Source organism: Brevundimonas sp. (assembly GCF_003248455.1).
GTDB lineage: Bacteria > Pseudomonadota > Alphaproteobacteria > Caulobacterales > Caulobacteraceae > Brevundimonas.
In genome coordinates this window covers 40,916-64,039 of sequence record NZ_QFNM01000013.1, presented here as the reverse complement: position 1 = coordinate 64,039, position 23,124 = coordinate 40,916, and the positions used below count along the sequence as shown (strand labels likewise).

Sequence of the window (23,124 nt, the reverse complement as noted above, 5' to 3'; positions counted from 1 at the left end):
GTCGAACACCCGTTCACGGGGTCAGTATTTGGCCGTGAACTTGATCATCCAGGTCCGCGGCGCGCCGTAATAGGCGGTGCGGATGTTGCCGATGGACGAGAACTCCTGGGCGTCGGTCTTGTAGACCTCGTCCGACAGGTTCTGGCCATAGACGCCGACCGTGTAGCGATCCGCCGGGTCCGACCAGACGACACGGGCGTCGTATAGCCAGTACTCGTCCTGATACATGCCTGGCAGTTCGGTGGCGGTGTTGATGAGGGTGTTGTCCACCGCCAACGCCATACGCGATCGGTACTTCGCCGCCGCTCCGAAGGTCAGGGTCGAACCGCCCGTCAGGCCGTATTCGTACTGGCCGCCGTAACGCACCGTCCAACGCGGGGAGAAGGCCGGATCCTGAAAGGCTCGGCTGCCGCCGAAGGCGGTGAAGCGCGCGTCGGCGAATTCCTTGTAGTCAGCGTCCAGGAAGCCGACCTGGGCGTCCAGGGTCAGACCCGGAACGGGGACCAGCACGCTCTCGATCTCGAACCCGGCGATGTCCAGCGAGCCGGCGTTGATGACCGACAGGACCGGCGTGGGCACGCCGCCGCCGGGAGGCGTCTCGATGCCCGAGACACGCGCCTGGAAGTCGTCGTACTTGGTGATGAAGGCGGCCAGGTTCAGGCGGAAGCGATTGTCCCAGTATTGGGTCTTGGCCCCGACCTCGAAGGTGTCGGCGGTTTCGGGCTGGTATTCGGTCGCCTCGGTCGCCGAATTGGCCCGGCCGTTGAACCCGCCCGACTTGAAGCCCTGCGCGTAACGGGCATAGACCATGGCGTCCCGGTTCAACTGATAGTCGACCGACAACATGATCGAGGTGTCGTCATAGGTCCCGGTCGGCGGGGCGAAGGCGTAGGTGGTGTTCAGGACGGGCAAACCGCCCAGCAGAAAGCTGCTGACCACCGAGGTCGACCGGGCGTACTCCTTCTCTTCCTCGGTGTAGCGCACGCCGGCCGACAGGCGCAGGGCGTCGGTCAACGCATAGCTGACGTTGGCGTAAGCCGCCTTGGAGGTCGTCTCCAGCGCATCGTCGATCAGGCGCAGGAAGGTGGCGTCGCCGTACAACGGACCCAGCAGGGCGTCATCATAGCTTTCCTGATGCGAAGCGACTTCTTCCTTCAGGTAATAGAGACCGCCGACCGCCGTCAGCGGACCGCTGTCGTAGGTCAGCTGCAGTTCCTGGCTGACCTGGTCCTGATCGACCGCCACCAGGGCGTCGGCCAGTTCCAGCTCGGTCGCGTCGAAGTCGATATAGTCGTCGGTGCGCAGCTCGCGGTAGCCGGTGATCGACTTCAGGGCCAGGGCGTCGGACAGGTCCCAAGTCACGCGCGCCGAGGTCCCCCAGGTTTCCAGCCGCGTCTCGTTCGGCAGGCCGGGAGTGGTGCGGGTCTCGAAATTATACTCCGGCAGCGGCGTTGGCACGGGATAGGCCAGGCCATAGCCGAGATAGGTCAGATTATTGGTCGGCTGGCCCACCGTCAGGCCGGCGTCGTCCTTCGAATAGTCGGCGTTCAGGTCGACCTGGATGTTCGAGACCGGATCCCAGGCCAGGCTGGCGCGGACGGCGGTCGAATTCTTGTCGTTATATTCCGCCCCGGTCGCCGGATCGGTGACATAGCCGCCGCGCTCCGAATGCAGGGCCGACAGGCCCAGGGCCAGGTTGTCGGCGATCGGCCCGGACACCGCGCCCTGGACGTCGATCTGGTCATAGTCGCCATAGGCGGCCGAGGCGCGGGCGCGGAAATCCTGGCCTGGACGACGCGACACCAGCTTCAGCGCGCCGCCGATGGTGTTCTTGCCGTACAGCGTCCCCTGCGGCCCGCGCAGGATCTCGACCCGCTCCAGGTCCAGCAGGTCGAACTGGGTGCCCCGGATGCGGCTGTAGTAGACGTCGTCGACATAGACGCCGACGGCCGGATCGAAGGTCTGCAGCGCATCCGGCTGGCCCACGCCGCGGATATAGATATTGGTCGAGTTTGACGAGCCGCGTCCCTGGACCAGGTTCAGGTTCGGCACGGCTCCCTGCAGATCGGTGACTTGCTGGGCGCCCGTGCGCTCCAGCGTTTCGCCCGAGAAGGCGGTCAGGGCCAGCGGCGTGCGCTGGGCCGATTCCTCGGTGCGGCGCGCGGTGACGACGATGTCCTCGACCGTGGCCGCTTCGGTCTGGCCGGACTCCTGGGCGACCGAAGCCCCCGCAAGCACGCCCCACGCCGCGCCGGCCAGCAGCGCGCACTTCACATGATGCTTCATGATCGAAACCCCTTTGTCGTTTCCAGCCCGATGGACGCTTTTATTCAGCGTTCAATGATTTTCATGGAAACTGACCCGGTTTCGCGCCGCTGTCAAACACTGCGCTCACGTCGCGTCATTCGAAGGCGTCATTGGCCGACGAACGTGGCGCCGTTGCACCGGCGCCGAGGCGCGCCTAGCCTCGTCCAATGAGCAAGACCGACGACGCCGCCGTTTCGTCCCCCCGCCCCGTCGCCGCCGCACGGCGCAAGCCGGCGGGCGCGACGCCGGCCCGGCGGGGGCGCCCGCCCAAGGCCAAGGCGGAGGCGGCGGGCGAGACCCGCGACCTGATCCTGGACGCGGCAGAGGACCTGTTCTCCAAACACGGCTTCTATGGCGTGACCATCCGCGAGGTGGCGCGCGAGGCGGGCGTGGACACCGCCCTGGTCCACTATTATTTCGGGGCCAAGCGCGATCTGTTCGACGCGGTCTTCCTGCGCCGGGCCGAGGTGTGGAACACCGACCGGGTCGCCGCCATCGACCGCTATGCGGAAGGCGCCGGCGAGGCCATGACGCTGGAGGGGCTGCTGGAAGCCTTTCTGCGGCCGCCGTTCGAATGGTCGCTGAAGGGCGGGCCGGGCTGGAAACACTATGCCGCCCTGGTGGCCCAGACCAACGCCAACCCCAGCTTCGGCGGGGAGACGATGGCCCGCTATTTCGACCCGGCCATCCACCGCCTGATCGAGCTGATCGCGCGGGTTCTCCCGGACGCCAGCGAGGTCGACCTGTATTGGGGCTATCACAATCTGTCGGGCGCCCTGACCCTGACGCTGGGCGAGACCGGACGGCTGGACCGGCTGTCGAACGGACGGGCGCGGTCCGGCGACCTGGAGACGGCGGGCGACTATATGGTGCGGTTCGCCGCCGCCGGCTTCCGCGCCGTGGCCGGGATGTCGGCGCCAAAGCCCTGATCAGGCCGGGCCGAAGAAGATCGCCCACATCAGCCGGCCGGGCAGAAAGGTCAGCAGCCCCGCCACGATCAGGCCGCCGACGAACATGCCCGTCATGGCGCGCCGGTGATCCGCCACCCGATGACGCCGGGCGGCGTGGACCGCCATCGGCAGGCCGACCACGGTCCAGCCGCTGAGCAGATGGATCAGGGACAGGCCGCCGGGGTTCAGCCGGTGAATGAAGAAGGAGCTGATCGCCGTGGTTCCCATGGCCAGCACCCAGACCCAGCCCAGGGTCCGGTGCAGCCGGTTCCCCTTCACCCCCGCCAGCAGGACGACGCCGATGGCCAGGGCCGCAAGGGCCGCCGCGACATGGATCTGGATGGCGCCGGGCGCGGCCAGCATCAGGCCCCAGCGCGGGGCGTGCAGCCCCCGCGCGCCCAGGCCGAACAGCCGGCCGTCGTCGCGCGCCAGATAGCCGGCGATCGGAATCCCGAGCAGCAGCAGGGCCAGGGCGCCGGGGACGAGACGGCCCAGACGGCTTGGGCGACCTTGGCGGCTTTGGCGACCTTGGCGGATCATGGCGACGGTTCTCCCTTTCTTTCGGGTCGTGGCAGGATCGCCGGCGGCCCGCAGCCGGGATTGCGCCAACGGCCGTGCGGACTGCGCCAACGCCCACCGCTTTCGCCGAACGGGAAATCATGGTCTCAAGACCCGAACCGACCGCCAGCCGAAAGCCGCCCGCCGTCATGACCTCCGCCGCCGCAGACCGTCGCCGCACCTTCGTCAGGGGGCTGGTCGTCGCCGTGGCGGGCGGGGTCTTCCTGGCCGCGACGGGCGCGTTCGGAACCTCGGGCGCGCCGTTCGGGCCGCGTCTGGCCTACTGGGTGATGGTGATGGTGGCGGGCGGCCTGTGGGGGCATCTGTGCGGCGGTCTGGTCAGCCGGTTCCTGGACGTGGACGAGCGGCCGTGGCTCAACATCGCCGCCCTGACGGCGGTCATCACCGGGCCGCTGAGCGTGATGGTCTGGGCGGCGACGGGCCTGTTCTTCGCCGGTCGCCTGTATCCGCTGGCGGCCCTGCCGCGGCTGGTGGCGCCGGTGCTGATCGTGACGGCGGCGGTGACGACGCTGAACGTCTTCCTGGGGCGCGCCCGGCCGGTGCAGACCCACGCCCCGGCGCCCAGCGCGCCGGCGCGCCCGGCCCGGTTCCTGGACCGGCTGCCGATGCGCCTGAAGGGCGCGACGATCCGGGCGGTCCAGGCCGAGGACCATTATCTGCGCGTCCACACCGACCGGGGATCGGACCTGATCCTGATGCGGCTGTCCGATGCGGTGGAGGAGCTGGAGGGTCTGGAAGGCGCCCAGACGCATCGCAGCTGGTGGGTGGCGAAGGACGCCGTGCGGGGCGTCGAACGCGGCGACGGCCGGGCCACCCTGACGCTGGAGGGCGGACTGTCCGCGCCGGTCAGCCGCCGCTACGCCCGGATGCTGCGCGACGCCGACTGGTGGTGACGGATCAGGGCGCGGGCCGGGCCGTCAGCAGTGCGGCCGGGGCCGCGCATCCGGTGAGGGTGTCCGCGCCGATCTCGACCCGCGCCGTCAGCGGATAGGTGCGGTCGCTCATCCCGTCGGAACATTCGGTGGCGATCAGCACGACGTTCAGCGCCTGGTTCAGATTGGTCGAACTGGCGAAGGTCGCGACCGTGCCCTGGACCGTCGCCCCGCGATTGGGCGCGCGCTGCGTCGGTTGATCGACGCGGGTGTAGATCAGGGCGTCGGGGGTGATCTCCACGCCCCAGAAGGGTTCGGTCCCCAGCGCCCGCACCGGCTTGCCCAGGTCCACCCCGCCCAGGACGGCGGCGGCCTGAGGCTGGGGCGCCGCCTTGGGCTTGGCGTCGTTCCGGTCATAGCAGCCCGCCATGCCCAGGCCGGCGAGGGCGGCGGACGCGACGAGGACGAGCGGGACGGGACGCATGGCGGTCTCCTCGACGGACGGCTTGAGCTGGGCCGCAGGTGAGGAGCCGGACGGCCTCGGTCAAGGGGCGCCGCTGGGTTATGCTGGCGCCATGTCGATTCGCCCGACCGCATACGAGTTCTTCGCCGGGGGGGGCCTGGCCGGCCTGGGCATGACCGGGATCGAGACCATCTTCGCCAACGACATGGACCCGGCCAAGGCGCGGGCCTTTGCGGCCAACCATCCGGGGACGCCGTTCCGCCAAGGGGACGTGTGGGGCCTGACGACGGCCGACCTGCCCGGACGGCCGGACCTGGCCTGGGCGTCCTCGCCCTGTCAGGACGTCAGCCTGGCCGGCGCGCGCGGCGGGCTGGAGGCCGGACGGTCCGGCGCCTTCTGGGGGTTCTGGCGTCTGGTCGAAGGACTGACGGCCGAGGGGCGCGGGCCGCGCGTGGTGGTGCTGGAGAACGTCATCGGCCTGTTGACGTCTGGCCCGAAAACCGAAACGGGCCGGGATTTCGCGGCCGTCTGCGCGGCCATGGCCCAGGCGGGCTATACGGTCGGGGCGCTGGAGATGGACGCGGCCTGCTGGCTGCCCCAGTCGCGGCCGCGTCTGTTCGTGGTCGCGATCAAGGGCGAAGCGCCGCGCGCCGGCGGACCCGGCGGCCCCTTCCATTCGCCGCGTCTGGTCGCCGCCCACGCCCGCCTGCCCGAGACGGTCAAGGCGGCCTGGGCCTGGTGGCGCCTGCCCCAGCCGCCCCGACGCAACCTGGACCTTGCCGCCCTGCTGGAGCCGGACGCGGCGGTCGCCTGGCTGGACGATCCCGAGGCGCTCCTGACGCTGGCGGCGCCGCTGCACCTTGCGCGGATCGCGGCGGCCCTGGCGTCGGGCCGGCGCGCCGTCGGCGCCGCCTATCGCCGTGTGCGGGTCGAGAACGGCCGCAAGGTCCAGCGGCTGGAAATCCGTTTCGACGGTCTGGCCGGCTGCCTGCGGACCCCGGCCGGCGGATCGTCGCGGCAGTATGTGGTGGTGTGCGACCAGGGCCGGGTCAGGGTGCGGCGGCTGACCGGGCGCGAGGCGGCGCGGCTGATGGGGGTGTCGGACGCCTATCGTCTGCCGCCCAGCGAAAGCGCGGCGCTGAAGCTGATGGGCGATGCGGTGGCCGTGCCGGCGGTGCGCGCCCTGACCGAGGGGCTGCTGGCGCCCGCCCTGGCGGGAGGCCGGGCGGCGGCCTGAACCGGCGAGGCCGCGCCCGGATCAGGGCGGTTCGTTCGGGCGAAGTTGGACTCCGAAAAAAAACAGTCCAACGAGTCCAAGAGTCCAAGTCGGGATGGCGATGTCAAAGACCGGATCGACATCATACGCCGGTCTCGCGCACCGATAGGCAAGATGACGAAGCCGCCAGACAGACGCCTGAAAAGGCGTCTTTTTTTTCGCGAAATATGATGGCGGGGACGCCCGTTCCGCCATCGTCTCGTCGCGGCGGCCCGTCACGCCCCCAGGACGCGCCTCTGGGGACACGCCCAAGGGCGACGGTTCAGGTCAGCGCTGGACCCACTGGCCCTGGGCGTTGCGATACCATTGGCCGGACGAGATGCGCGGCAGCAGCTGGGCCTCGAACATCCGGGCGCCGGCGACATCGGCCGAGGTGCCGGCGTCGGCGGCGCTGCGGGCGTAGGCGGCGCGGCGGCCGGCGTTGGTGGCGTCCACGGCGGCGCGCAGGCCGGCGTCCAGCTTGGCGTAGATCTGGATCGGCGCGACCTCCAGACGGATGGTGGGGGCGCAGGCCGAGACGGCGACGACGGCGGCTCCAGCCAAGGCGATGGGGCCAAAGCCCGCCAACTGGCGCTTGTTGATCATGACATAGGCTCCGGTTCGGCCAAGGTTGATGAGGCTGAATAGCACGCCGAGGGGTGAACGCGCGCTGAATGGCGGCGATCCCGGCGCAGGATCATGGCCGCCCCGCCGGAACGGGTGCAGGGGCGGCCTGCGGGGCGGACTCGTCCTGAGCCTGCTGGCCCTGGCGGGCGCGATTGACCGCCATCAGGTCCGAGATCAGCTGGTTTGCGTTCAGGGTCGTGTCCAGCGTCAGGTCGATCCGGGTGTCGGACGGCAGGGGCAGCTTGCGGTTCAGGAAGCTGCGGCTGATCAGCTCGGACAGGGTCAGGCGCAGCTCCTGGCGCCGGGGCGGATCGTGACGGCCGCGAATGTGGAACAGGACCGCGACGCGGCCGCCGTCCAGGCTGTTCACCTCGGCGCTGAGTTGGTCGAAGGACAGGTTCTCCATCGCCTGATAGGCCAGGTCCTCGACCATGTTTTCCGACACGTCTTCGCCGCCGCCGCTGGCCGCGACATCGGTCAGGACCTCGCGCTTGATCGACAGGCGGCCCGGCTGGACGGCCTCCAGCCTGCCGGCGGTGATCTTCAGGCCGCTCTCGGGATCCATGATGAAGGGCAGCCGGCCCGAGACCACCGCGTCCAGCAGCACCTTGTCGTCGAAACCGCTGTCGGCGATCAGGTCGCCCAGCTGCACCCGGTCCAGCACGATCACGCCGCTGTAGGGCTGGGTCGCGTCCAGCGGCACGGTCAGGGGCTCGACCGAGACCGTCCCGCCCCCGGCGACGAACCGGGCGCCGTCGATGACGACGCCCGCCTGGTCGATGGAGAAGGTCAGGTCCAGGGCCGTGACCTCGGCCCCGGCCGACAGGCTGTCGGCGGTCAGCCGCTGGTTCGGAGCCGTGACCAGGGGCGTCAGGCTGGTGAAGGCGATGTCGCCCTTCAGCCCCTTCACCGCGCCGGCGGGGCTGACGAAATCCAGGCCGGGGGTGCTGAGACGGCCGCTGGAGGTCGGCTCGGCGTCCTTGGTCCAGTCGAAACGCCCCTCGAACCCGACCGAACCCTCGACAGGGGACTGGATGAAGTCGGCGACCAGGGGACTGAGCATGGCGGGCTGAAGGCCATGTTCGGCGAAGGCGACGTTCGGCGCGGAAACGGCGACGCCGCCCGCGCCGACGCGCCCGTCATGCGCCAGGGTCAGCCGCCCCAGGGCGTAGGCGGCGGCCGGCCCCGTTCCCTTCAAATCGAAGGCGCCGCTCCAGCGTTCGTCGGCCAGGGCGACCTGGCCGCTGGCCGACAGCGGCTCGAACCGTTCGGGCTTGGCCGTGTCGAATATCCGGGCGTCCGCCACGCTGGCCCTGAGGCCGACGCCCGCCCTGGCCCCGTCGACCACAACGCGGCCCGAGGCGTCGGCGAACCGCATCCCCAGGAAGGGCGCCTGGGCCGTCAGCCGGTCGAAGCCGGCCGCCACGCGCCAGACCCCGTCCTTGGACGTCAGCAAGGGTCCGGCCTCGGGGCACAGGCGGCCCGCGACCCGATGGACGTCGTTCTCGTCCATCTCCAGCCGTTCGACGGTCAGGTCCACGCAGTCCCGGGTCGTATAGGTCAGGCGGCCGGCGGCCAGGGCCAGGACGCCGCGCGTCCTGGCGTCCAGGCCCCGCGCCAGGTCGAAATCCAGCCGGGCGCGGCCGTCCAGCGTCGCCTCGAACCCGCCTTCGGTCAGGCGCCAGTCCGGCACGGCGACCGCCAGTTCCGGCAGGCCCTCGCCGCGCGTCGCCGTCAGCGTCAGGGCGCCGCCGCCCAGCCGGCCCGGCTCGGCCCGATAGGCGCCGCCTCCCCCCTGCGCGATCGTCAGCAGCCCGCCATTGGCGGGCGTGAGCGTCGCCGGGCGGGTCAGGTCGATCATCGTCCCGGCCGAGCCGGTCGATAAGCGCACCGCGGGCGCGTTCACGGCGAAGGCGGACAGCGCGCGCTTCATCCGACCCAGTTCGACGATGTCGTCGCGTCCGGCCGGGCCGAACAGGGGCCAGGCGCCGTCGGCGGCGCGCAGCGAGCCTTCGGCGCCGATACGGACGGCCCCGTCGCTGACGATGTCCAGGTCCAAGTCGGCCCGGCCGCGCTTCAGCGCCAGGTCGCCGAAACCGAAACGGTCGAAGGCCGCCGACAGCGGGCCGGTCGCCTCCAAGGCCGCATCCCGGCCGCCCAGGGTCAGGCCGCCGGACGACAGGGCCAGGTTCCGCACCTGGGTCTGGCCCAAGCGGGCCGAGGCGGCCGTCAGCGACAGCGGCGTCTGAACGCTCCAGCGCAGGGCGTCGTCGCGCGAGACCCTGACCTGGGCCCTGGCCGCCGTGACGACGGCTGCGGCGGCGTCCAGACCGGCGCCCTGAACCGCCCGGACGGCCAGGCGGGCGTCGGCCGCGCCGTCCAGCCGGAAGGTCTCGATCCACCCCGAGACGGCGCCGTCGAACCGGGCGGTCAGTTCGGCGTCGCGCGCTCGAACGGACGGGGACCCCAGCAGGTCGCCGGTCAAACGCGCGTCCAGCACGGCGCGACCGTCGCCGCGTCGGGTCTTCAGGTCGGGATAGGGCAGGTCGCCGGTCAGGTTCAGGATCGCGCCCCGGCCCTGGGCCGCGCGGGTGCGGAACCGATCGGCGGCGGCGTCGAGGCGCAGGGCCACGCGGTCGCCGGTCGTGGTCAGGTCCAGGACGGCGGACAGACCCGAAGCTTCCACATCGCCGCTCTTGAGGGCGCCGGCGGGCAGGCGCGCGGCCAGGCGCATCAGCTTGCCGTCGTCGATCCGCGCGTCGGCCAGCAGATCGACGGTCCCGTATTCGGTGGACAGCCGGCCGCGGCCGCCCTCGACGACGACCAGGGGGCCGCGCTGGTCCGGGCGAGGCGGGCCGCCGGTGAATTCCTCGACCAGCGGATCCAGCGATCCCAGCGACAGCCTGCCCCCCTTCCAGGTGGCGCGCACCACCGGGCGGACCAGGCGGATGCGGCTGGGCGCGACGCCCAGGCCGGTCTTCGACCACGGCAGGGCGACGGCGTAATCGACCTCGGCCCGCTCGACCGTCACATCGGGATTGCGCGGATCGCCGATGCGGATGCGGCCGACGAAACCGTCCAGCTCGATCCGTTCGATCTCGACATCGGCGGGAACCCCGCGCTGGTCCAGCCAGCCCACCAGCACCTCGCGCGCCACCGCCCGGCGGTTCAGGTAAAGCAGGGCCGCCGCCGCGCCGATCAGCAGGATCGCGACCAGGATCACGGTCGCGACGAGGCGAACGCGCCGGCGCGGACGGGCCGGCTGGGGCGCGGATGCGGCGGTCTGTGGCGTGGCGTCGGTCAAACGGGTCGATCGGCAGTTTCGAAAACGGCGTGGCGCCCACCATCGCCATCCTGATCCCCAGCACAAGATCAAAGCGCAGGCCGAACGCCGAACCTTGCATGACCTTCAAGCTGGGCCGGAAAGGGGCGCGGCGACGCTTTATCCGGTCGTGAAGAATCGCGACAGGGTAAGCGCCGCGTTAACCCTTTGTAACAGTCTGCTTCCCAAAGTGAGACGAGCAGGCTATACGACCGCCTTTCGCGCCACGGGCGATGGGCGCGGACTTCGAGAACGAGTAAGGCTTTGGCGCCGCCTGGCGTCGCAATACGACGGGGACCGATGGCTCAGTTCGACCCACGCCGCCAGCCCATGCGGTTGGCGCCGCATGCACTTACCGCTGTGGCTGCGATCTCGGTGGCGATGATCGCCGGCAGAGCCTATCAACCCGCGCAGGCCGAAGAAGTTCCCGCCCTGACCTCGGCCCAGATGGCCGCGATGGAGGCCCGGGCCTTCGCCGCCGCCAACGCTCCCGCCGGCCTGACCGCGCCGGAAGCCGTTCCCGTCCAGATTCGCCGCGGCGAAACCTTCGAACAGGCCGTCGCCCGCACCGGGGTCGCCCCCGAAGAGGCCAGCGCCGTCGCCGCCACCGTCGCCAACGCCTTCGACCTGGCCGACCTGCGCGCGGGCCTGAAGTTCGAGACCGCCATCGCCAAGCCGCGCGACGGCCGGGGCGACGCCCGCCTGATCGGCCTGACCATGCGCACCGGCCCGGCGTCGCAACTGACCGTGTCGCGCAGTTTCGACGGCGCCCTGCGCCTGCGTTCGCTGGAGGAGAAAGTCACCCAGGAGACCGTGGTGCTGAAGGGCGACGTGGAACGCAGCCTGTCGGCCAGCGCCCGCGACCTGGGCGCCACCGCCTCCATCGTCCGTGCGGCCAGCCGCCTGTTCGCCACCAAGTTCGACATGCAGCGCGACATCCGCGCCTCGGACGAATTCACCATGGTCTTCGACCGCGACGTGACCGAGGCGGGCCGCACGGTCAATGTCGGCGACCTGATGTACGCCGAACTGCGCGGCGTGACCTTCTATCGGTTCAAGCCGGCGGGCGCGAAGGAGGCCCAGTTCTTCGACGCCAACGGCAAGAACCTGCGCTCGGCCATGATGCGCACGCCGCTGCAAAGCTTCCGCCGCGTCTCTTCCAACTTCGGTTTCCGCACCCATCCGATCTCGGGCTTCAAGAAGATGCACCAGGGCATCGACTTCGCCGCCGGCGCCGGCACGCCCGTCGTGGCCCCCGCCGACGGGGTGGTGGTCGAGGCGCGCCGCTGGGGCGGTTACGGCAACTGGCTGCGCATCCGCCACAACAACGGGCTGGAAAGCGGCTACGGCCACCTGTCGCGCTACGGGTCGGGCATCCGCGCCGGCCAACGCGTCAGCCAGGGCCAGATCGTGGCCTATGTCGGTTCGACCGGCGCCTCGACGGGTCCGCACCTGCACTATGAACTGTGGCGCAACGGCCAGCGGATCAATCCGGCGGGCGTGCGCACCCAGGAAGGCACCGAGCTGAGCGGCGCCGACCTGGCCGCCTTCCGCGCCGAAAAGAGCCGCATCGACCGCATCATCGCCTCGGGCGGCCAGAAGCGGCCGGCCCTGCAGCAGGCCTCGGCCGAGGGCCTGCGTCCCGCGCGCGGCTGAATCCGCCTCAGCCGACCAGGCGCGGCGTGGCGCGCTGCTGGTCCGGGCAGGACAGACCATGGACGGCGACGTCCGCCTCGCCCAGCTTCAGCCCGAGCAGGTCGAGGACGGGGTTCAGCACCCCGTCCAGCACGGGCCCCAGCGGCGTCAGCAGCAAGCCCAGGGCCTTGGTCAGGTCGCCCAGACCCAGGCCGAGGCCGATCACGTTCACCGTCACCTCCAGCCGCTGGAGCAGGCTGGCGACCAGGCCGCCGACCAGGCCGCGCGACGTCATGGTCTTGATCTGCTGCGCCTGGATGTCGGCCGCATCGAACCGCAGGGGCCGAAAACCGGCGTCGGCGACCTCGATGTCGGCCTTGGCGGCGACCGAGACCAGGCCCAGCACCGACAGAAGGGTCGCCTGACGCGGGACCAGCGCGGTCTTGAAGTCGTGCAGCCGCGCCTCCTCCACCACGCCGATGGAGGCGCGCGCCAGGCCCGGCCGCACATCGACCTCGACCGACCGCGCCGGATCGCAGGACAGGGATTTCAGCCGAGCCTCCGACGCGGCGAGGTCGATCAGGATGGGCAGTTCGACGCGCGCGAGGCCCGACAGGGACTGGGCCGTCCGTGCACGGACATAGAGGCGCGCCTGGGCCGTGCGGATCACGGGCCGGCCGTCCGCCGTGACCGTCAGCCAGGGCGAACGGTTCGGGCGTTCGCCGATGGCCAGGGTGGTCTTCAGGTCCGCCAGGCCCGCCGGCACGCCAAGGTCCAGGGCGATCTGGCGCGGCCCGGCGCCGACCTCCAGCAGGGCCATGACCAGGTCCAGGGCCGAGACCGAGGCGTCCAGCCCCTGGCGCAGGCCGTCGGGCGCCTGAACATCCGCGCCGATCAGATCGCCCAGCTTCACCTCGACCCCCGCCGAGGCCGAGGCCAGCCGCCCCAGCGCCCCGCCGTCCTTCCCGCCGGCCAGCGCCTCCAGAACCTTCAAGGCCCGGCCCGCATCGACCTGGGTCGCCAGCAGCCGGTCGTAGTCGCCGACCTCGACCCCCAGATCGACGGCCAGGGCGTCGGTGAAGCCCAGCAGATTGACGTCCAGGTCGATCAGCCGCCGATAGTCCATCAGGCTGAGCGACACCTTGGAGCCGGTCAGGGCGCCCAGCAGCTGATTGACCAGGCCGCCGTCCAGCCGCGCCAGACGCGAGCCGATGGAGATCATGGCCTTGGGCGGGGCGCCGCCGACGCGCGCGGCGACGGCGCGGCGTACGACGACGACCCGATCCCGCCCCAGAAGGAGGGGAGCGAAGAACAGGGGCGCGGGACTGGCCACCTCGACCCGCGCGGCGTTTGCGGACCCGCCGGGCTGGAAGCGCTGGTTGCGCGGGATCCCGGGGTCGGGCCTGTAGACGCCCAGCACGGTGGAGACGGCGACCACCGCCTCGGGCGAGACATTGGCCTGGACCGTTCCATCGGCGGCGCTGCGGGCCGGCGCCTCGCCCCGCTCCAGGACCCGCGCCGCCGACAGGGCCGCCAGATCGGCTGCGCCCTGGACCCGGCGCGTATGCAGCGCCAGGACGCCCAGGTCGACCACGGCGGCGGTGAACAGGCACAGAAGCCCGCCCGCCACGGCGGCCATCACCGCGACCGCGCCGCCCCGATCCCGACGGAAGCGGACCAGGCGAAGCCGGGCGGCGCCGCGGATCACGACGGATCGCCGACCTGGACCACGGCCGCGCGGCGGATGACCGCCGGCGGGCGGGGCAGCATTCCGCCCATCAGCATCAGGGGACTGTCGCTGGCGTCATAGGCGACGACGATGCGCAGGCGACCGGCCTCCTCGGCGACCTGGACGCTTGTCCGCCGGGGGTCCAGGGCCACGCCGCGCACGGCGGTCGCGACCTCGCCGCGCGCCAGGGTCTCGCGCTCGGCGGCGTCAAGTCCCCCGATGGCGGCGCGGGCGCCTTCCGACGCCACGGCCTGGACCGTCTGGGCCGTCAGGAACCAGCCGCCATAGACGACGATGCCGATCAGAAGCAGGATCAGGATCGGCCCGACCAGGGCGAACTCGACCGCCGCCGCCCCCTCTCGCGTCCTGAGCCTATCGCATGAGATGGGACCGCGCCGCGTCATGCCAACCTCGTCAATACTCGTATTGGTTGTATTCCTGCGCGGTTAAGAGATCGTATCCGCCGAAGGCGGCCTCAGCGGCGGTTGGCGGAAAGCTCGAGGACGAAGGTCGCGCCGGTCGCGGTCTCCGCGCCCCGGCCGATGTCTCCAATGGCGCGGGTCAGGGCGCCGCCGCCGCCCAGCCGGTCGTCGGCCAGGGCGACCAGCCGCGCATTGGGGGTGGCGAAAGGGGCGGCGGCGCGCAGGCGGGCGGCCAGGACCGAAGCGGCGGGCGGCCCCTCGACCGCGCAGCCGACGGCGTAGGCGGCGGCGGGGGAACGGCTGACCCCCGCCCAGCAGTGGATCAGCAGGGGCGCCTGACCCGGCCAGGCGGCGGCGAAGTCCAGAAGGTCCGCGACCTGGCCCGGCGTGACGGCCTGCAGCCCCTCGCGCGGTTCGACGATGTCGTGAAAGGTCAGGGCCAGGCGCGACACGCCGGATGGCGCCGGAAAGGCCTCGGCCCCCGGCGACCCCAGGCTGACCAGATGCGAGGGCCGCCACCGGCGGATCGCCGCCTCGACCTCGTGCAGGGGGGCGACGACGATCCTCACGCCAGGACCGCCGCCAAGGCCAAGAGAAAGCCGATCTCGAACGCCTGTTCGGCCGCGCCCAGCACATCGCCGACCCAGCCGCCGATCAGCCTGCGCGCCAGAAGGGCGACGAAGGCGGCGCCGGCGGCGCCGGCGATCACGGCGGCCATCGCGGCGCCCGGAGCGGCCAAGGCCAAGGGCGCGACCGCCAGGGCGGCGAAGGCCAGGGCGACGAAGGTCTCGCGGCCCGTCACGCCGTCGGCTGTCGGCTTGACCTTGGTCCGGTCGCGGTCGCCGGCGTAGGGCGCCAGCCCCATGATCAGGACCGCCGCGCCGCGCCCGCCCCCATTGGCGCCGATCAGGGCTGCGACCGCGAGCGGGAGGGCGTGCGCCATCGCCTGGAGCGCGCCGATCCTCAGCGCCACCGACAGGATCAGGGCCAGGGCGCCGAAGGTGCCGATGCGGCTGTCCTTCATGATCTCCAGCCGTCGCGCCGGGGTCTGGCCGCCGCCCAGGCCGTCGGCGCTGTCCGCCAGCCCGTCCTCGTGAAAGGCCCCGGTCAGGGCGATAGCGGCGGCGACGGCCAGGACGGCGGGAACCGGGCCCGACCAGAGCTGGGACGCCCCGGCCAGAACCGCCGCCGATACTGCGCCGACCAGGGCCCCGACGACGGGGAAATAACGGGCCGAACGGGCGGTCCAGTCGGGCTGGAACCCCGGGATCGCCGGCACGGGGATGCGCGTCAGGAACTGGAGGGCCGTCAGGAACAGGGCGATCTGGCGCGCCACGTCAGAGACGGCCGGCCATGACGTCGTCCAGGCTGGCGACATCGGACAACAGGGCGGCGGCGGCGCGGACCAAGGGCGCGGCCAGAAGGGCGCCGGTTCCCTCGCCCAGCCGCAGGTTCAGGTCCAGCAGCGGCCGGGCGTCCAGCGCCTGGAGCATCCGGCCGTGGCCCGCCTCGGCGGAACGGTGGGCGAACAGGCAGACGCGGCGCGTCTCGGGCCTCAGGCGCACGGCGACCAGGGCGGCGGCGGTGCAGATGAAACCGTCCACGATCACCGGCGCATTGCGATCCGCCGCGCCATGTATGGCGCCGGCCATCATGGCGATCTCATAGCCGCCGAACTGGCGCAGCACCTCCAGCGGTTCGGTCGCGTCGGAGCGTCCGGCGGCCCGCGCCAGCACCGCCCGCTTGTGCGCCAACCCCGCCGCATCGTGGCCCGTGCCGACCCCGACGCAGTCGTCCAGCGGCGCGGGCGCCAGCCGGTGCATCAGCAGGGCGGCCGAGGCGGTGGAGCCGATGCCCATCTCGCCCAGCGCAAGGATGTCGGCGCCGCGATCCAGGGCGGCCCTGGCCTGCTCGGCGCCCCGCGCCAGGGCCAGGCGCGCCTGATCCGGGGTCATGGCCGGCTCGCGGGCGGCGTTTTTCGTGCCCCGGCCCGTCTTGGCGTCGACCAGGGCGGGATGGGACAGGTCGGCGGCGACCCCGGCGTCGATCACGGTCGTCTCGACGCCCACGGCGCGGGCGAAGGCGTTGGCCGTGGCCCGCCCGGCCAGGAAGGTGGCGACCATCGCCGGGGTGACGTCGGCCGGATAGGCGGAGACGCCGTCCTGGGTCAGGCCATGATCGCCGGCGAAGATCAGCAGGGCGATCCGATCGGCGCGGGGCGTGGCGGTGCGCTGGATCAGGGCCAGCTCGACGGCCAGATCCTCGATCCGGCCCAACGAACCCGGCGGGCGGGCCTGGGCGTCCAGCCCGGCGCGCACGGCCGCTTCGGTCGGGAAAGGCTCGCTCATGATCGCAACTCTCCAAGGCCCGCCAGCCGCGCCAGGGCCGCCACGTCCAGATGGGTTTCCAGAACGGCGGCGATCTCGTCCAGGGCCTGGTCGACCTGCAGCCGGTGATCCAGCGCCGTAGAGGCCGCGCCCAGGCCGGACAGAAGATCGGCGCGGGCCGGACCGCTGTCGAACAGCCGATGGACATAGGCGCCGAACACGCGGCCGTCGGCCGAGATCGCCCCCTCGCCCGTCCCGTCCGACCGCCGCAGCCAGGGCCGCGCCAGCCCCGGCCCGGTCGTGCGTCCCATATGCATCTCGAAGCCTTCGTAAGCCGCGCCGCCGGGCGTGAGGCCGCGACACGGCGCCAGCACCTTGTCCCCGGTCAGGACGGTGTCGATGGCCAGAAGGCCCAGGCCCGGCGTCGATCCGGGCGGACCCTCGATCCCGTCGGGATCGGCGACGCTGCGGCCCAGCATCTGGAACCCGCCGCAGACGCCCAGCACCCGGCCGCCGCGCCGCACATGGGCCGCGATGTCGATGTCCCAGCCCTGCTCGCGCACGAAGGCCAGGTCCGACAGGGTCGCCTTGGAGCCCGGCAGGACGATCAGGTCGGCGTCGCCGGGCAGCGGGGCTCCGGGCGGAACATAGGTCAGATCGACCGACGGTTCGGCCCGAAGCGGGTCGAAATCGTCGAAGTTGGCGATGTGGCGCAGGACGGGGACGGCGATCTTCAGCCGAGGCGCGCCGCCCCCGACCGGCGTGTCCAGCACCACCGCATCCTCGGCCGGCAGGCGGCGCGCGGCCGCCAGCCAGGGGACCAGGCCCAGGTCGGGCCAGCCGGTGCGGGTTTCGATCCAGCGCCGTCCGTCGTCGAACAGGGCGGGGTCGCCGCGGAACTTGTTGACGATGAAGCCCTTGATCGCCGCGGCGTCCGCCGCCTCCAGCACCGCCTGGGCGCCGACCAGGGCGGCGATGACATGGCCCCGGTCGATGTCCCCGACCAGGACGACAGGCACGCCGGCGGCCAAGGCGAAGCCCATGTTGGCGATGTCGCCGTCGCGCAGATTGATCTCGGCCGGACTGCCCGCCCCCTCGACGATGACCAGATCGGCCTCGGCTTCGAGCCGACGAAAACTGTCCAGCACCACCGCCAGCAGGGCGGCCTTTCGCGCCTGATAGGCCATGGCCGGATAGCTGGCCTCGACCTGGCCCCGCACGACCAGCTGGGCGCCGACATCGCTCTGGGGCTTCAGCAGGACCGGATTCATGTGGACCGTCGGGGGGGTGCGGCAGGCGACGGCCTGAAGCGCCTGGGCGCGACCGATCTCGCCCCGCCGCCCTGTCGCGTCGGGTTCGGTCACGGCGGCGTTGTTGCTCATGTTCTGGGGCTTGAACGGACGCACGACATAGCCGCGATCAGCGAACAGGCGGCACAGGCCCGCCACCAGCACCGACTTGCCCACGTCCGAGCCGCAGCCCTGGATCATCAGGGCCGCCATGCGCGTCCCCCGACGGCGACCGCCGCCCACAGCAGGCCGCAGGCGCGGACATGGATGTCCAGCGCGCGCCTCAGATCGCCGGGCGTCGGCGCCGGGCCCTCGCCGAAGGTCGGACGTTCGGTCATGACCCCGTCATAGGCGACCGGGCCGCCGAGACGAACCCCCAGCGCGCCCGCCATCGCCGCCTCGGGCCAGCCGGCGTTGGGCGAGGCGTGGCGACGGGCGTCGCGGGCCATGACGCGCCAGCCCGCGCTCCGTCCGCCCGCCGCCGCGATCAGCGCCCCGGCCAGACGCGCGGGCGCCAGGTTCATCACATCGTCGGTCCGGGCGGCGGCCCAGCCGAAATCGCGCCAGCGCGGCTCCTTGTGGCCGATCAGGCTGTCGGCGGTGTTGACGGCCTTGTAGGCGTAAAGGCCCGGCAGGCCCGCGACGACCAGCCAGAAGGCGGGGGCGACCACCCCGTCGTTGAAGCTTTCGGCCAGGCTCTCGATGGCGGCGGCGGCCACGCCCGAGGCGTCCAGGGCGTCGGTGTCGCGTCCGACGATCCGGCCCACGGCCAGGCGGGCGGCGTCCAGATCGTCCGCCTCCAGCGCCAAGGCGACGGCGGCGACATGGTCGTGGAGGCTGCGCTGGGCCAGGCCCAGGGTGGCGGCCAGCACCGGCGCCGGGCCGGGCAGGCGCGCGGCGAAAAGGCCGGCCAGGGCGGCGACCCCGGCCGCGGCCGCAACCGTCGCCACGCCCGCGATCCGGCGTTCAGACGGCAAACGATCCGGTCGGTTCAACCGCCGCTCGCCCGCGTCGATCAGGGCGCCCAGGCCGACCACCGGATGCGGCAGGACGCGGTGCAGGGCTTGCGGATAGCCCACGGCCGCCTCGCCGGCCAGGGCCGCCAGGGCCAGCCGGGCGCGGCGCCTAAGCACGGCGGACGACGTCTATCAGCGGCCCGCCGGCGCCCTGGGCCACGGTCGCCTCCACCCCATAGGCCCGGCGCAACACCTGGGGCGTCAGGGCCGTCTCGGGCGGATCGTCGGCCAGCACCCCGCCCTCGGCCAGGACGACGATCCGGTCGGCCAGCCGCAGGGCCAGGCTGAGATCGTGCAATGTCAGGACCACGCCCGCCCCGTCGTCGGCCAGGCGGCGGAACAGGGCGGCGGCGTCGATCTGGTGCGCCGGGTCCAGGCCGGTCAGCGGTTCGTCCGCCAACAGCCATTCGGGCTCGCCGGCCAGGGCGCGGGCGATCAGGACGCGGGCGCGCTCGCCCCCCGACAGGGTGTCGACGATCCGGCGTTCGAAGGCCGAGACGTTGGCGGCGGTCATGGCCCGATCGACGGCGGCGCGGTCGGCCGCCGTCTGGCCGCGCGCGCCGACGAAGGGGGTGCGGCCCAGTTCGACCAGGGTGCGCGCCTCGACCGACCAGGCGATCTCGGGCGTCTGGGGCAGGAAGGCGATGCGGCGGGCGCGGGCGCGCGGCTTCATCGCCGCCAGGGCCTCGCCGTCCAGGGCGACCGCGCCGGACGACGGCGCGCGCAGCCCGGCCAGGCAGGACAGCAGGGTGGACTTGCCCGCGCCATTGGGACCGACGACGGCCGTGACCCGGCCCACGGCGATGTCCAGGGCGACGTCGGACAGGATGCGGGTCGGACCGATGACGACCGACAGGTTCCGGCAGGCCAGGACGCTCATGCGACGGTCCTCCTCAGACGCAGCAACAGGACCAGGAAGAAGGGCGCGCCCACGGCCGCCATGGCGACGCCCAGCTTGACCTCGCCCGCCGCCGGGGTCAGGCGCACCAGGACGTCGCCGGCCAGGACGATGACCGCCCCGCCCAGGGTGCCGGGCACAAGAAGCGCGCCCGGCCGCGCCCCGACCAACGGCCGCAGCAGATGCGGCGTGACCAGGCCGACGAAGCCGATCACGCCCGTCACCGCCACGCTGGCCCCCGCCGCCAGCCCGACGCCCAGGGCCAGGGTCCAGCGGGTCAGCGGCATGGACACGCCCAGCGACCGCGCGCCCGTCTCGCCCAGGGTCAGGGCGTCCAGCGCCCGGCCCAGGGTCAGCAACAGGCCGCAGCCGACGACGATGAAGGGCAGGGCCGTCCTGACCTCCTCGAAGCTGCGGTCGGCCAGCGATCCCATCAGCCAGTCGACGATCTCGTTCACCGCCCAGGGATTGGGCGCCAGCGACAGGGCCAGGGACACGCCCGCGCTGGACAGGATGTTCAGGATCGCCCCGGCCAGGATGAAAGTGACCAGGCTGGAGGCCGAACCGGACAGGGCCATCAACACCCCCACCCCGATCAGGGCGCCGCTGATCGCCGCGACCGGCAGGGCCCACGGCGCCACGGCCGTCACCCCGTAATAGAGGGTCAGCACCGCCCCCAGGGCCGCCATCGCCGACACGCCCAGCACGCCGGGATCGGCCAGGGGGTTGCGCGTATAGCCCTGCAGCACCGCGCCCGACAGGCCCAGAGCCGCGCCGACGGCGACGCCCAGAATCGTGCGCGGCAGACGCAGTTCAAAGACGATGGCCCAGCGCGGGTCGATGTCTGGAGACATCCAGGCGGTCCAGGGCACCCAGACCTTGCCGGCGATCAGGCTGGCCCCCGACAGGATCAGCAGCAGGACGACAAGACCCGCATAGAGAAGGGGTCGGCTGACAGGTTTCATCTTCGGCTCGCCAATGCGTCGTCGCGCGCCCGGGCCAGGGCCGCCGCCGTCTGGATCAGGACCGGGCCGCCGCAGAACAGCAGCCGCTCGGGGAAGGTCGCCCGGTTCATTCCGCCCGCCAGATGCGACAGGGCCGGATGCTCCATCACCCGTTCGGCCCAGCTGGGCGCGCCGGGATAGGGTTCGCCGGACAGGAGGACATCGGGCGGATCGGCGATGACCTGTTCCAGCGGCACGTTCATGGTGCGGCGCAGGCCATAGCGGCCGGCGGCGTTGATCAGGCCCGCGCGGCGCATCATCTCGTCCATCAGGGTGCCGGGGCCGGAGGCGAAGCCGCCGGGCATGAAGACCAGGGCCGACAGGAGCGGAGTTCCGGGCGGCGGGGCGGCGGTGGCCAGGGCCGCCTCGATGCGGCCGACCAGGGTCTCTCCGCGCTCGGGATGCCCGACGGCGGCGGCCATCTCGCGCACCTGGGCCAGGCTTTCGGCGACGGTGTCGGGCACGCCGAACAGGGCGGCGGGAATCTTCAGCCGATCCAGGGCGTTGCGGGTGGCCAGCGACGAATGCCGCCCGGTCAGGACCAGATCGGGGCGAAGGGCGATCACCTCCTCGGCCGTCTCGTAGGTGAAGGGCAGGGTCCGGGCCAGGGGCGCGATGGTCGAGCCGTAGTCCTCGCGCGCATAGTGGCTTAGGGCGGCGATCTGGTCGCGGTCGGCGACCTGCACCAGGATGACATCCAGACAAGGGTTCAGCGACACCACGCGACGTGGCCGCCCCTCCGCATTCGCCGTGGACGGAGGCCGCGCGACCGGCGCAGGCGTGCATCCGGCGGTCATCGCCAGCCCTGCAACCAACAGCCCTCGCCGGTCGATGGTCATCAGAAGTCGATCCCCCGCTGGGCCTTCACCCCCTGGTCGAAGGGATGTTTGACCAGGGTCATCTCCGTGACCAGATCGGCGGCGGCCAGCAGCTCCGGCCTGGCGTTGCGGCCGGTGACGCAGACGTGCTTGCCCTGCGGCCGCGCCGTCAGCCCCGCCACCACCGCATGGATGTCCAGATAGTCGTAACGCAAGGCGATGTTCAGCTCGTCTAGCAGCACCAGGTCCAGCGTCGGATCGGCGATCATCTCCAGCGAAATCGCCCAGGCCGCCTCGGCCGCCGCGATGTCGCGCGCCCGGTCCTGGGTGTCCCAGGTGAAGCCCTCGCCCATGACCTCGTAACGGACTTGGTCGGGGAAGTTGCGGAAGAACTGCCGCTCTCCGGTGATCCACTTGCCCTTGATATATTGCACCACCCCGACCCGCTGGCCCCAGCCCAGGGCGCGCGCGACCATGCCGAAGCCGGCCGTGGACTTGCCCTTGCCGTCGCCGGTGTTGACGATCAGCAGGCCCCGCTCCTCGGTCTTGGAGCGCATCAGCTCGCGCCGTTCGGCCTGAAGCGCCTTCATCGCCTCGGCGTGTTCGGCGTCGGTCTTGGTCTCGTCGGTCATCGCGACATCTCCAGGGCGGTTTCAAGTCGCCGCCAGTCCTTGGCCCCCGGCAGGCCGAAGCGGATCAGGGTCGGGTCGTGATCGAAGGTTCGCACCAGAACCCCCTGCCCCGCCAGCCGCCGCGCGCGCGCCGTCCCGTCCGCGCACCGGGTCAGCCGGAACAGGTCCGCGCCGCCCGCGATCTCGAACCCGTGCGCGGCAAGAAGCCGATCCAGCCGCGCCGCCTCGCGCGCCAGCCGCATCCGCATTCGCGCCGCCCATCCCCCGTCCGCATAGGCGGCGCGCCCCAGGGCGATGGCGTCGGCCCCGACCGGCCAGTCGCCGATGCGGCGCCGGATATCGACCGCCAGCGCAGGCGCGCAGACGACGAAGCCCAGCCGCACGCCCGCCAGGCCGTAGAATTTTCCGAACGAGCGCAGGACGACCGTGCGATCGTCGGCCAGGGCGGCCGCGCTGATCTCCGGCCGCGTCTCCACGAAGGACTCGTCGACGATCAGCCAGCGCCCCTCGGCCGCCGCGACCAGTTCGGCGCCCGGCGTCGCCGCCCCGTCGGGATTGTTGGGATTGACCACCACCAAAACCTCGGCGTCGCTGCGAAACAGGTCGGCGCGCGCCACGGCCTGGACCGTCGCGCCGGCCTGGCGCCAGGCGTCGGCGTGACTGCCGTAGGTGGGCGAGGCGACCGCCGCATGGCGCACGTCAAGGAGATCAGGCAACAGCCGCAACCCCGCCTCGGCCCCCGCCACCGCGACCACCCCCTGGGCCGCCACGCCGAAGGCCGCAGCGGCCGCCGCCTCCAGCGCCGACGTATCCGCCGGGTCCGGCAGAGACGTCAAAGCCGAAAACGCCGGCCGTCCCCGGCGCCATCCGTGGGGATTGATCCCCGTCGACAGGTCGAGCCAGGGCCGGGGCGCAAGCGGATGATCCGCCTGCGCCTGCCCCAGTCGCCCGCCATGCGGAACGGCGCCGGTCATTTCAG

21 protein-coding genes are annotated in these 23,124 nt (G+C 72.1%); 4 read left to right on the top strand and 17 right to left on the bottom strand.

Annotated elements, in window-relative coordinates; genetic code table 11:
* Nucleotides 1–21 precede the first annotated feature (21 nt).
* Nucleotides 22–2,286: a TonB-dependent receptor gene (locus DI624_RS06750; protein WP_291536915.1), complete on the bottom strand. Its 2,265-nt coding sequence runs from the start codon at nucleotides 2,284–2,286 to the stop codon at nucleotides 22–24.
* A gap of 188 nt (nucleotides 2,287–2,474) precedes the next feature.
* On the opposite strand from DI624_RS06750, the gene DI624_RS06745 reads away from it, so the two are divergent.
* Nucleotides 2,475–3,236 (top strand): TetR/AcrR family transcriptional regulator, encoded by a 762-nt coding sequence (locus DI624_RS06745; RefSeq protein ID WP_291536913.1) that lies wholly within the window; start codon nucleotides 2,475–2,477, stop codon nucleotides 3,234–3,236.
* Here DI624_RS06745 and DI624_RS06740 read toward each other — a convergent pair whose 3' ends face one another.
* Nucleotides 3,237–3,797 (bottom strand): DUF2306 domain-containing protein, encoded by a 561-nt coding sequence (locus DI624_RS06740; protein ID WP_291536912.1) that lies wholly within the window; start codon nucleotides 3,795–3,797, stop codon nucleotides 3,237–3,239.
* A gap of 119 nt (nucleotides 3,798–3,916) precedes the next feature.
* On the opposite strand from DI624_RS06740, the gene DI624_RS06735 reads away from it, so the two are divergent.
* Nucleotides 3,917–4,729 carry a LytTR family DNA-binding domain-containing protein gene (locus DI624_RS06735; protein WP_291536911.1) on the top strand — a complete coding sequence of 271 codons (813 nt, stop codon included), beginning with the start codon at nucleotides 3,917–3,919 and terminating at the stop codon, nucleotides 4,727–4,729.
* Between the two features lie 4 nt (nucleotides 4,730–4,733).
* Here DI624_RS06735 and DI624_RS06730 read toward each other — a convergent pair whose 3' ends face one another.
* Complete coding sequence (locus DI624_RS06730; protein ID WP_291536910.1) at nucleotides 4,734–5,192, bottom strand: hypothetical protein; 459 nt, start codon at nucleotides 5,190–5,192, stop codon at nucleotides 4,734–4,736.
* A 91-nt stretch (nucleotides 5,193–5,283) separates the two neighbouring features.
* Between DI624_RS06730 and DI624_RS06725 the strand changes: the two genes are divergently transcribed.
* Nucleotides 5,284–6,408, top strand: a complete 1,125-nt coding sequence (locus tag DI624_RS06725) for a DNA cytosine methyltransferase (protein ID WP_291536930.1) — start codon at nucleotides 5,284–5,286, stop codon at nucleotides 6,406–6,408.
* A 306-nt stretch (nucleotides 6,409–6,714) separates the two neighbouring features.
* On the opposite strand, the gene DI624_RS06720 is transcribed toward DI624_RS06725, so the two are convergent.
* Both DI624_RS06720 and DI624_RS06715 read right to left on the bottom strand, forming a co-directional pair.
* On the bottom strand, nucleotides 6,715–7,032 hold the full coding sequence (locus DI624_RS06720) for a DUF1318 domain-containing protein (RefSeq protein ID WP_291536908.1): 318 nt from the start codon (nucleotides 7,030–7,032) through the stop codon (nucleotides 6,715–6,717).
* Between the two features lie 91 nt (nucleotides 7,033–7,123).
* Nucleotides 7,124–10,357, bottom strand: coding sequence for a YdbH domain-containing protein (locus DI624_RS06715; protein ID WP_291536906.1), 3,234 nt, complete (start codon nucleotides 10,355–10,357; stop codon nucleotides 7,124–7,126).
* 318 nt (nucleotides 10,358–10,675) lie between these two features.
* Here DI624_RS06715 and DI624_RS06710 point away from each other — a divergent pair, with 318 nt between their 5' ends.
* The gene (locus tag DI624_RS06710) at nucleotides 10,676–12,031 is read left to right on the top strand and encodes a M23 family metallopeptidase (RefSeq protein WP_291536904.1); all 1,356 of its coding nucleotides are present in this window, start codon (nucleotides 10,676–10,678) and stop codon (nucleotides 12,029–12,031) included.
* A gap of 7 nt (nucleotides 12,032–12,038) precedes the next feature.
* On the opposite strand, the gene DI624_RS06705 is transcribed toward DI624_RS06710, so the two are convergent.
* The 12 genes from DI624_RS06705 to cobD form a co-directional block, all read right to left on the bottom strand.
* Nucleotides 12,039–13,718 (bottom strand): TadG family pilus assembly protein, encoded by a 1,680-nt coding sequence (locus tag DI624_RS06705; protein WP_291536901.1) that lies wholly within the window; start codon nucleotides 13,716–13,718, stop codon nucleotides 12,039–12,041.
* Nucleotides 13,715–14,143: a TadE/TadG family type IV pilus assembly protein gene (locus DI624_RS06700; protein WP_291536897.1), complete on the bottom strand. Its 429-nt coding sequence runs from the start codon at nucleotides 14,141–14,143 to the stop codon at nucleotides 13,715–13,717. The genes DI624_RS06705 and DI624_RS06700 overlap by 4 nt, the downstream gene beginning before the upstream one ends.
* Nucleotides 14,144–14,214: 71 nt before the next feature.
* Nucleotides 14,215–14,730, bottom strand: a complete 516-nt coding sequence (locus DI624_RS06695) for a hypothetical protein (RefSeq protein ID WP_291536894.1) — start codon at nucleotides 14,728–14,730, stop codon at nucleotides 14,215–14,217.
* Nucleotides 14,727–15,497: an adenosylcobinamide-GDP ribazoletransferase gene (gene cobS / locus DI624_RS06690; RefSeq protein WP_291536892.1), complete on the bottom strand. Its 771-nt coding sequence runs from the start codon at nucleotides 15,495–15,497 to the stop codon at nucleotides 14,727–14,729. Before cobS ends, DI624_RS06695 begins: the two co-directional genes overlap by 4 nt.
* Before the next feature lies 1 nt (nucleotide 15,498).
* Nucleotides 15,499–16,509, bottom strand: coding sequence for a nicotinate-nucleotide--dimethylbenzimidazole phosphoribosyltransferase (cobT, locus tag DI624_RS06685; protein WP_291536890.1), 1,011 nt, complete (start codon nucleotides 16,507–16,509; stop codon nucleotides 15,499–15,501).
* Nucleotides 16,506–17,990 (bottom strand): cobyric acid synthase, encoded by a 1,485-nt coding sequence (locus DI624_RS06680; RefSeq protein ID WP_291536889.1) that lies wholly within the window; start codon nucleotides 17,988–17,990, stop codon nucleotides 16,506–16,508. The genes cobT and DI624_RS06680 overlap by 4 nt, the downstream gene beginning before the upstream one ends.
* Nucleotides 17,978–18,910 (bottom strand): adenosylcobinamide-phosphate synthase CbiB, encoded by a 933-nt coding sequence (cbiB, locus tag DI624_RS06675; protein ID WP_291536887.1) that lies wholly within the window; start codon nucleotides 18,908–18,910, stop codon nucleotides 17,978–17,980. The genes DI624_RS06680 and cbiB overlap by 13 nt, the downstream gene beginning before the upstream one ends.
* Nucleotides 18,903–19,673 (bottom strand): ABC transporter ATP-binding protein, encoded by a 771-nt coding sequence (locus DI624_RS06670; RefSeq protein ID WP_291536884.1) that lies wholly within the window; start codon nucleotides 19,671–19,673, stop codon nucleotides 18,903–18,905. Before DI624_RS06670 ends, cbiB begins: the two co-directional genes overlap by 8 nt.
* Nucleotides 19,670–20,656: an iron ABC transporter permease gene (locus tag DI624_RS06665; RefSeq protein ID WP_291536881.1), complete on the bottom strand. Its 987-nt coding sequence runs from the start codon at nucleotides 20,654–20,656 to the stop codon at nucleotides 19,670–19,672. The genes DI624_RS06670 and DI624_RS06665 overlap by 4 nt, the downstream gene beginning before the upstream one ends.
* Nucleotides 20,653–21,534 carry an ABC transporter substrate-binding protein gene (locus tag DI624_RS06660; RefSeq protein ID WP_291536879.1) on the bottom strand — a complete coding sequence of 294 codons (882 nt, stop codon included), beginning with the start codon at nucleotides 21,532–21,534 and terminating at the stop codon, nucleotides 20,653–20,655. Before DI624_RS06660 ends, DI624_RS06665 begins: the two co-directional genes overlap by 4 nt.
* Nucleotides 21,534–22,145 carry a cob(I)yrinic acid a,c-diamide adenosyltransferase gene (gene cobO, locus DI624_RS06655; RefSeq protein ID WP_291536877.1) on the bottom strand — a complete coding sequence of 204 codons (612 nt, stop codon included), beginning with the start codon at nucleotides 22,143–22,145 and terminating at the stop codon, nucleotides 21,534–21,536. The genes DI624_RS06660 and cobO overlap by 1 nt, the downstream gene beginning before the upstream one ends.
* Nucleotides 22,142–23,119: a threonine-phosphate decarboxylase CobD gene (gene cobD / locus DI624_RS06650; protein WP_291536876.1), complete on the bottom strand. Its 978-nt coding sequence runs from the start codon at nucleotides 23,117–23,119 to the stop codon at nucleotides 22,142–22,144. The genes cobO and cobD overlap by 4 nt, the downstream gene beginning before the upstream one ends.
* Between the last annotated feature and the right edge of the window lie 5 nt (nucleotides 23,120–23,124).

Coding starts and splice junctions, on each gene's coding strand:
- DI624_RS06750 (WP_291536915.1), bottom strand. CDS start 2,286: ATGAAGCATCATGTGAAGTGCGCGCTGCTGGCCGGCGCGGCGTGGGGC.
- DI624_RS06745 (WP_291536913.1), top strand. CDS start 2,475: ATGAGCAAGACCGACGACGCCGCCGTTTCGTCCCCCCGCCCCGTCGCC.
- DI624_RS06740 (WP_291536912.1), bottom strand. CDS start 3,797: ATGATCCGCCAAGGTCGCCAAAGCCGCCAAGGTCGCCCAAGCCGTCTG.
- DI624_RS06735 (WP_291536911.1), top strand. CDS start 3,917: ATGGTCTCAAGACCCGAACCGACCGCCAGCCGAAAGCCGCCCGCCGTC.
- DI624_RS06730 (WP_291536910.1), bottom strand. CDS start 5,192: ATGCGTCCCGTCCCGCTCGTCCTCGTCGCGTCCGCCGCCCTCGCCGGC.
- DI624_RS06725 (WP_291536930.1), top strand. CDS start 5,284: ATGTCGATTCGCCCGACCGCATACGAGTTCTTCGCCGGGGGGGGCCTG.
- DI624_RS06720 (WP_291536908.1), bottom strand. CDS start 7,032: ATGATCAACAAGCGCCAGTTGGCGGGCTTTGGCCCCATCGCCTTGGCT.
- DI624_RS06710 (WP_291536904.1), top strand. CDS start 10,676: ATGGCTCAGTTCGACCCACGCCGCCAGCCCATGCGGTTGGCGCCGCAT.
- DI624_RS06700 (WP_291536897.1), bottom strand. CDS start 14,143: ATGACGCGGCGCGGTCCCATCTCATGCGATAGGCTCAGGACGCGAGAG.
- cobT (WP_291536890.1), bottom strand. CDS start 16,509: ATGAGCGAGCCTTTCCCGACCGAAGCGGCCGTGCGCGCCGGGCTGGAC.
- DI624_RS06680 (WP_291536889.1), bottom strand. CDS start 17,990: ATGGCGGCCCTGATGATCCAGGGCTGCGGCTCGGACGTGGGCAAGTCG.
- DI624_RS06670 (WP_291536884.1), bottom strand. CDS start 19,673: ATGAGCGTCCTGGCCTGCCGGAACCTGTCGGTCGTCATCGGTCCGACC.
- DI624_RS06665 (WP_291536881.1), bottom strand. CDS start 20,656: ATGAAACCTGTCAGCCGACCCCTTCTCTATGCGGGTCTTGTCGTCCTG.
- DI624_RS06660 (WP_291536879.1), bottom strand. CDS start 21,534: ATGACCATCGACCGGCGAGGGCTGTTGGTTGCAGGGCTGGCGATGACC.
- cobO (WP_291536877.1), bottom strand. CDS start 22,145: ATGACCGACGAGACCAAGACCGACGCCGAACACGCCGAGGCGATGAAG.
- cobD (WP_291536876.1), bottom strand. CDS start 23,119: ATGACCGGCGCCGTTCCGCATGGCGGGCGACTGGGGCAGGCGCAGGCG.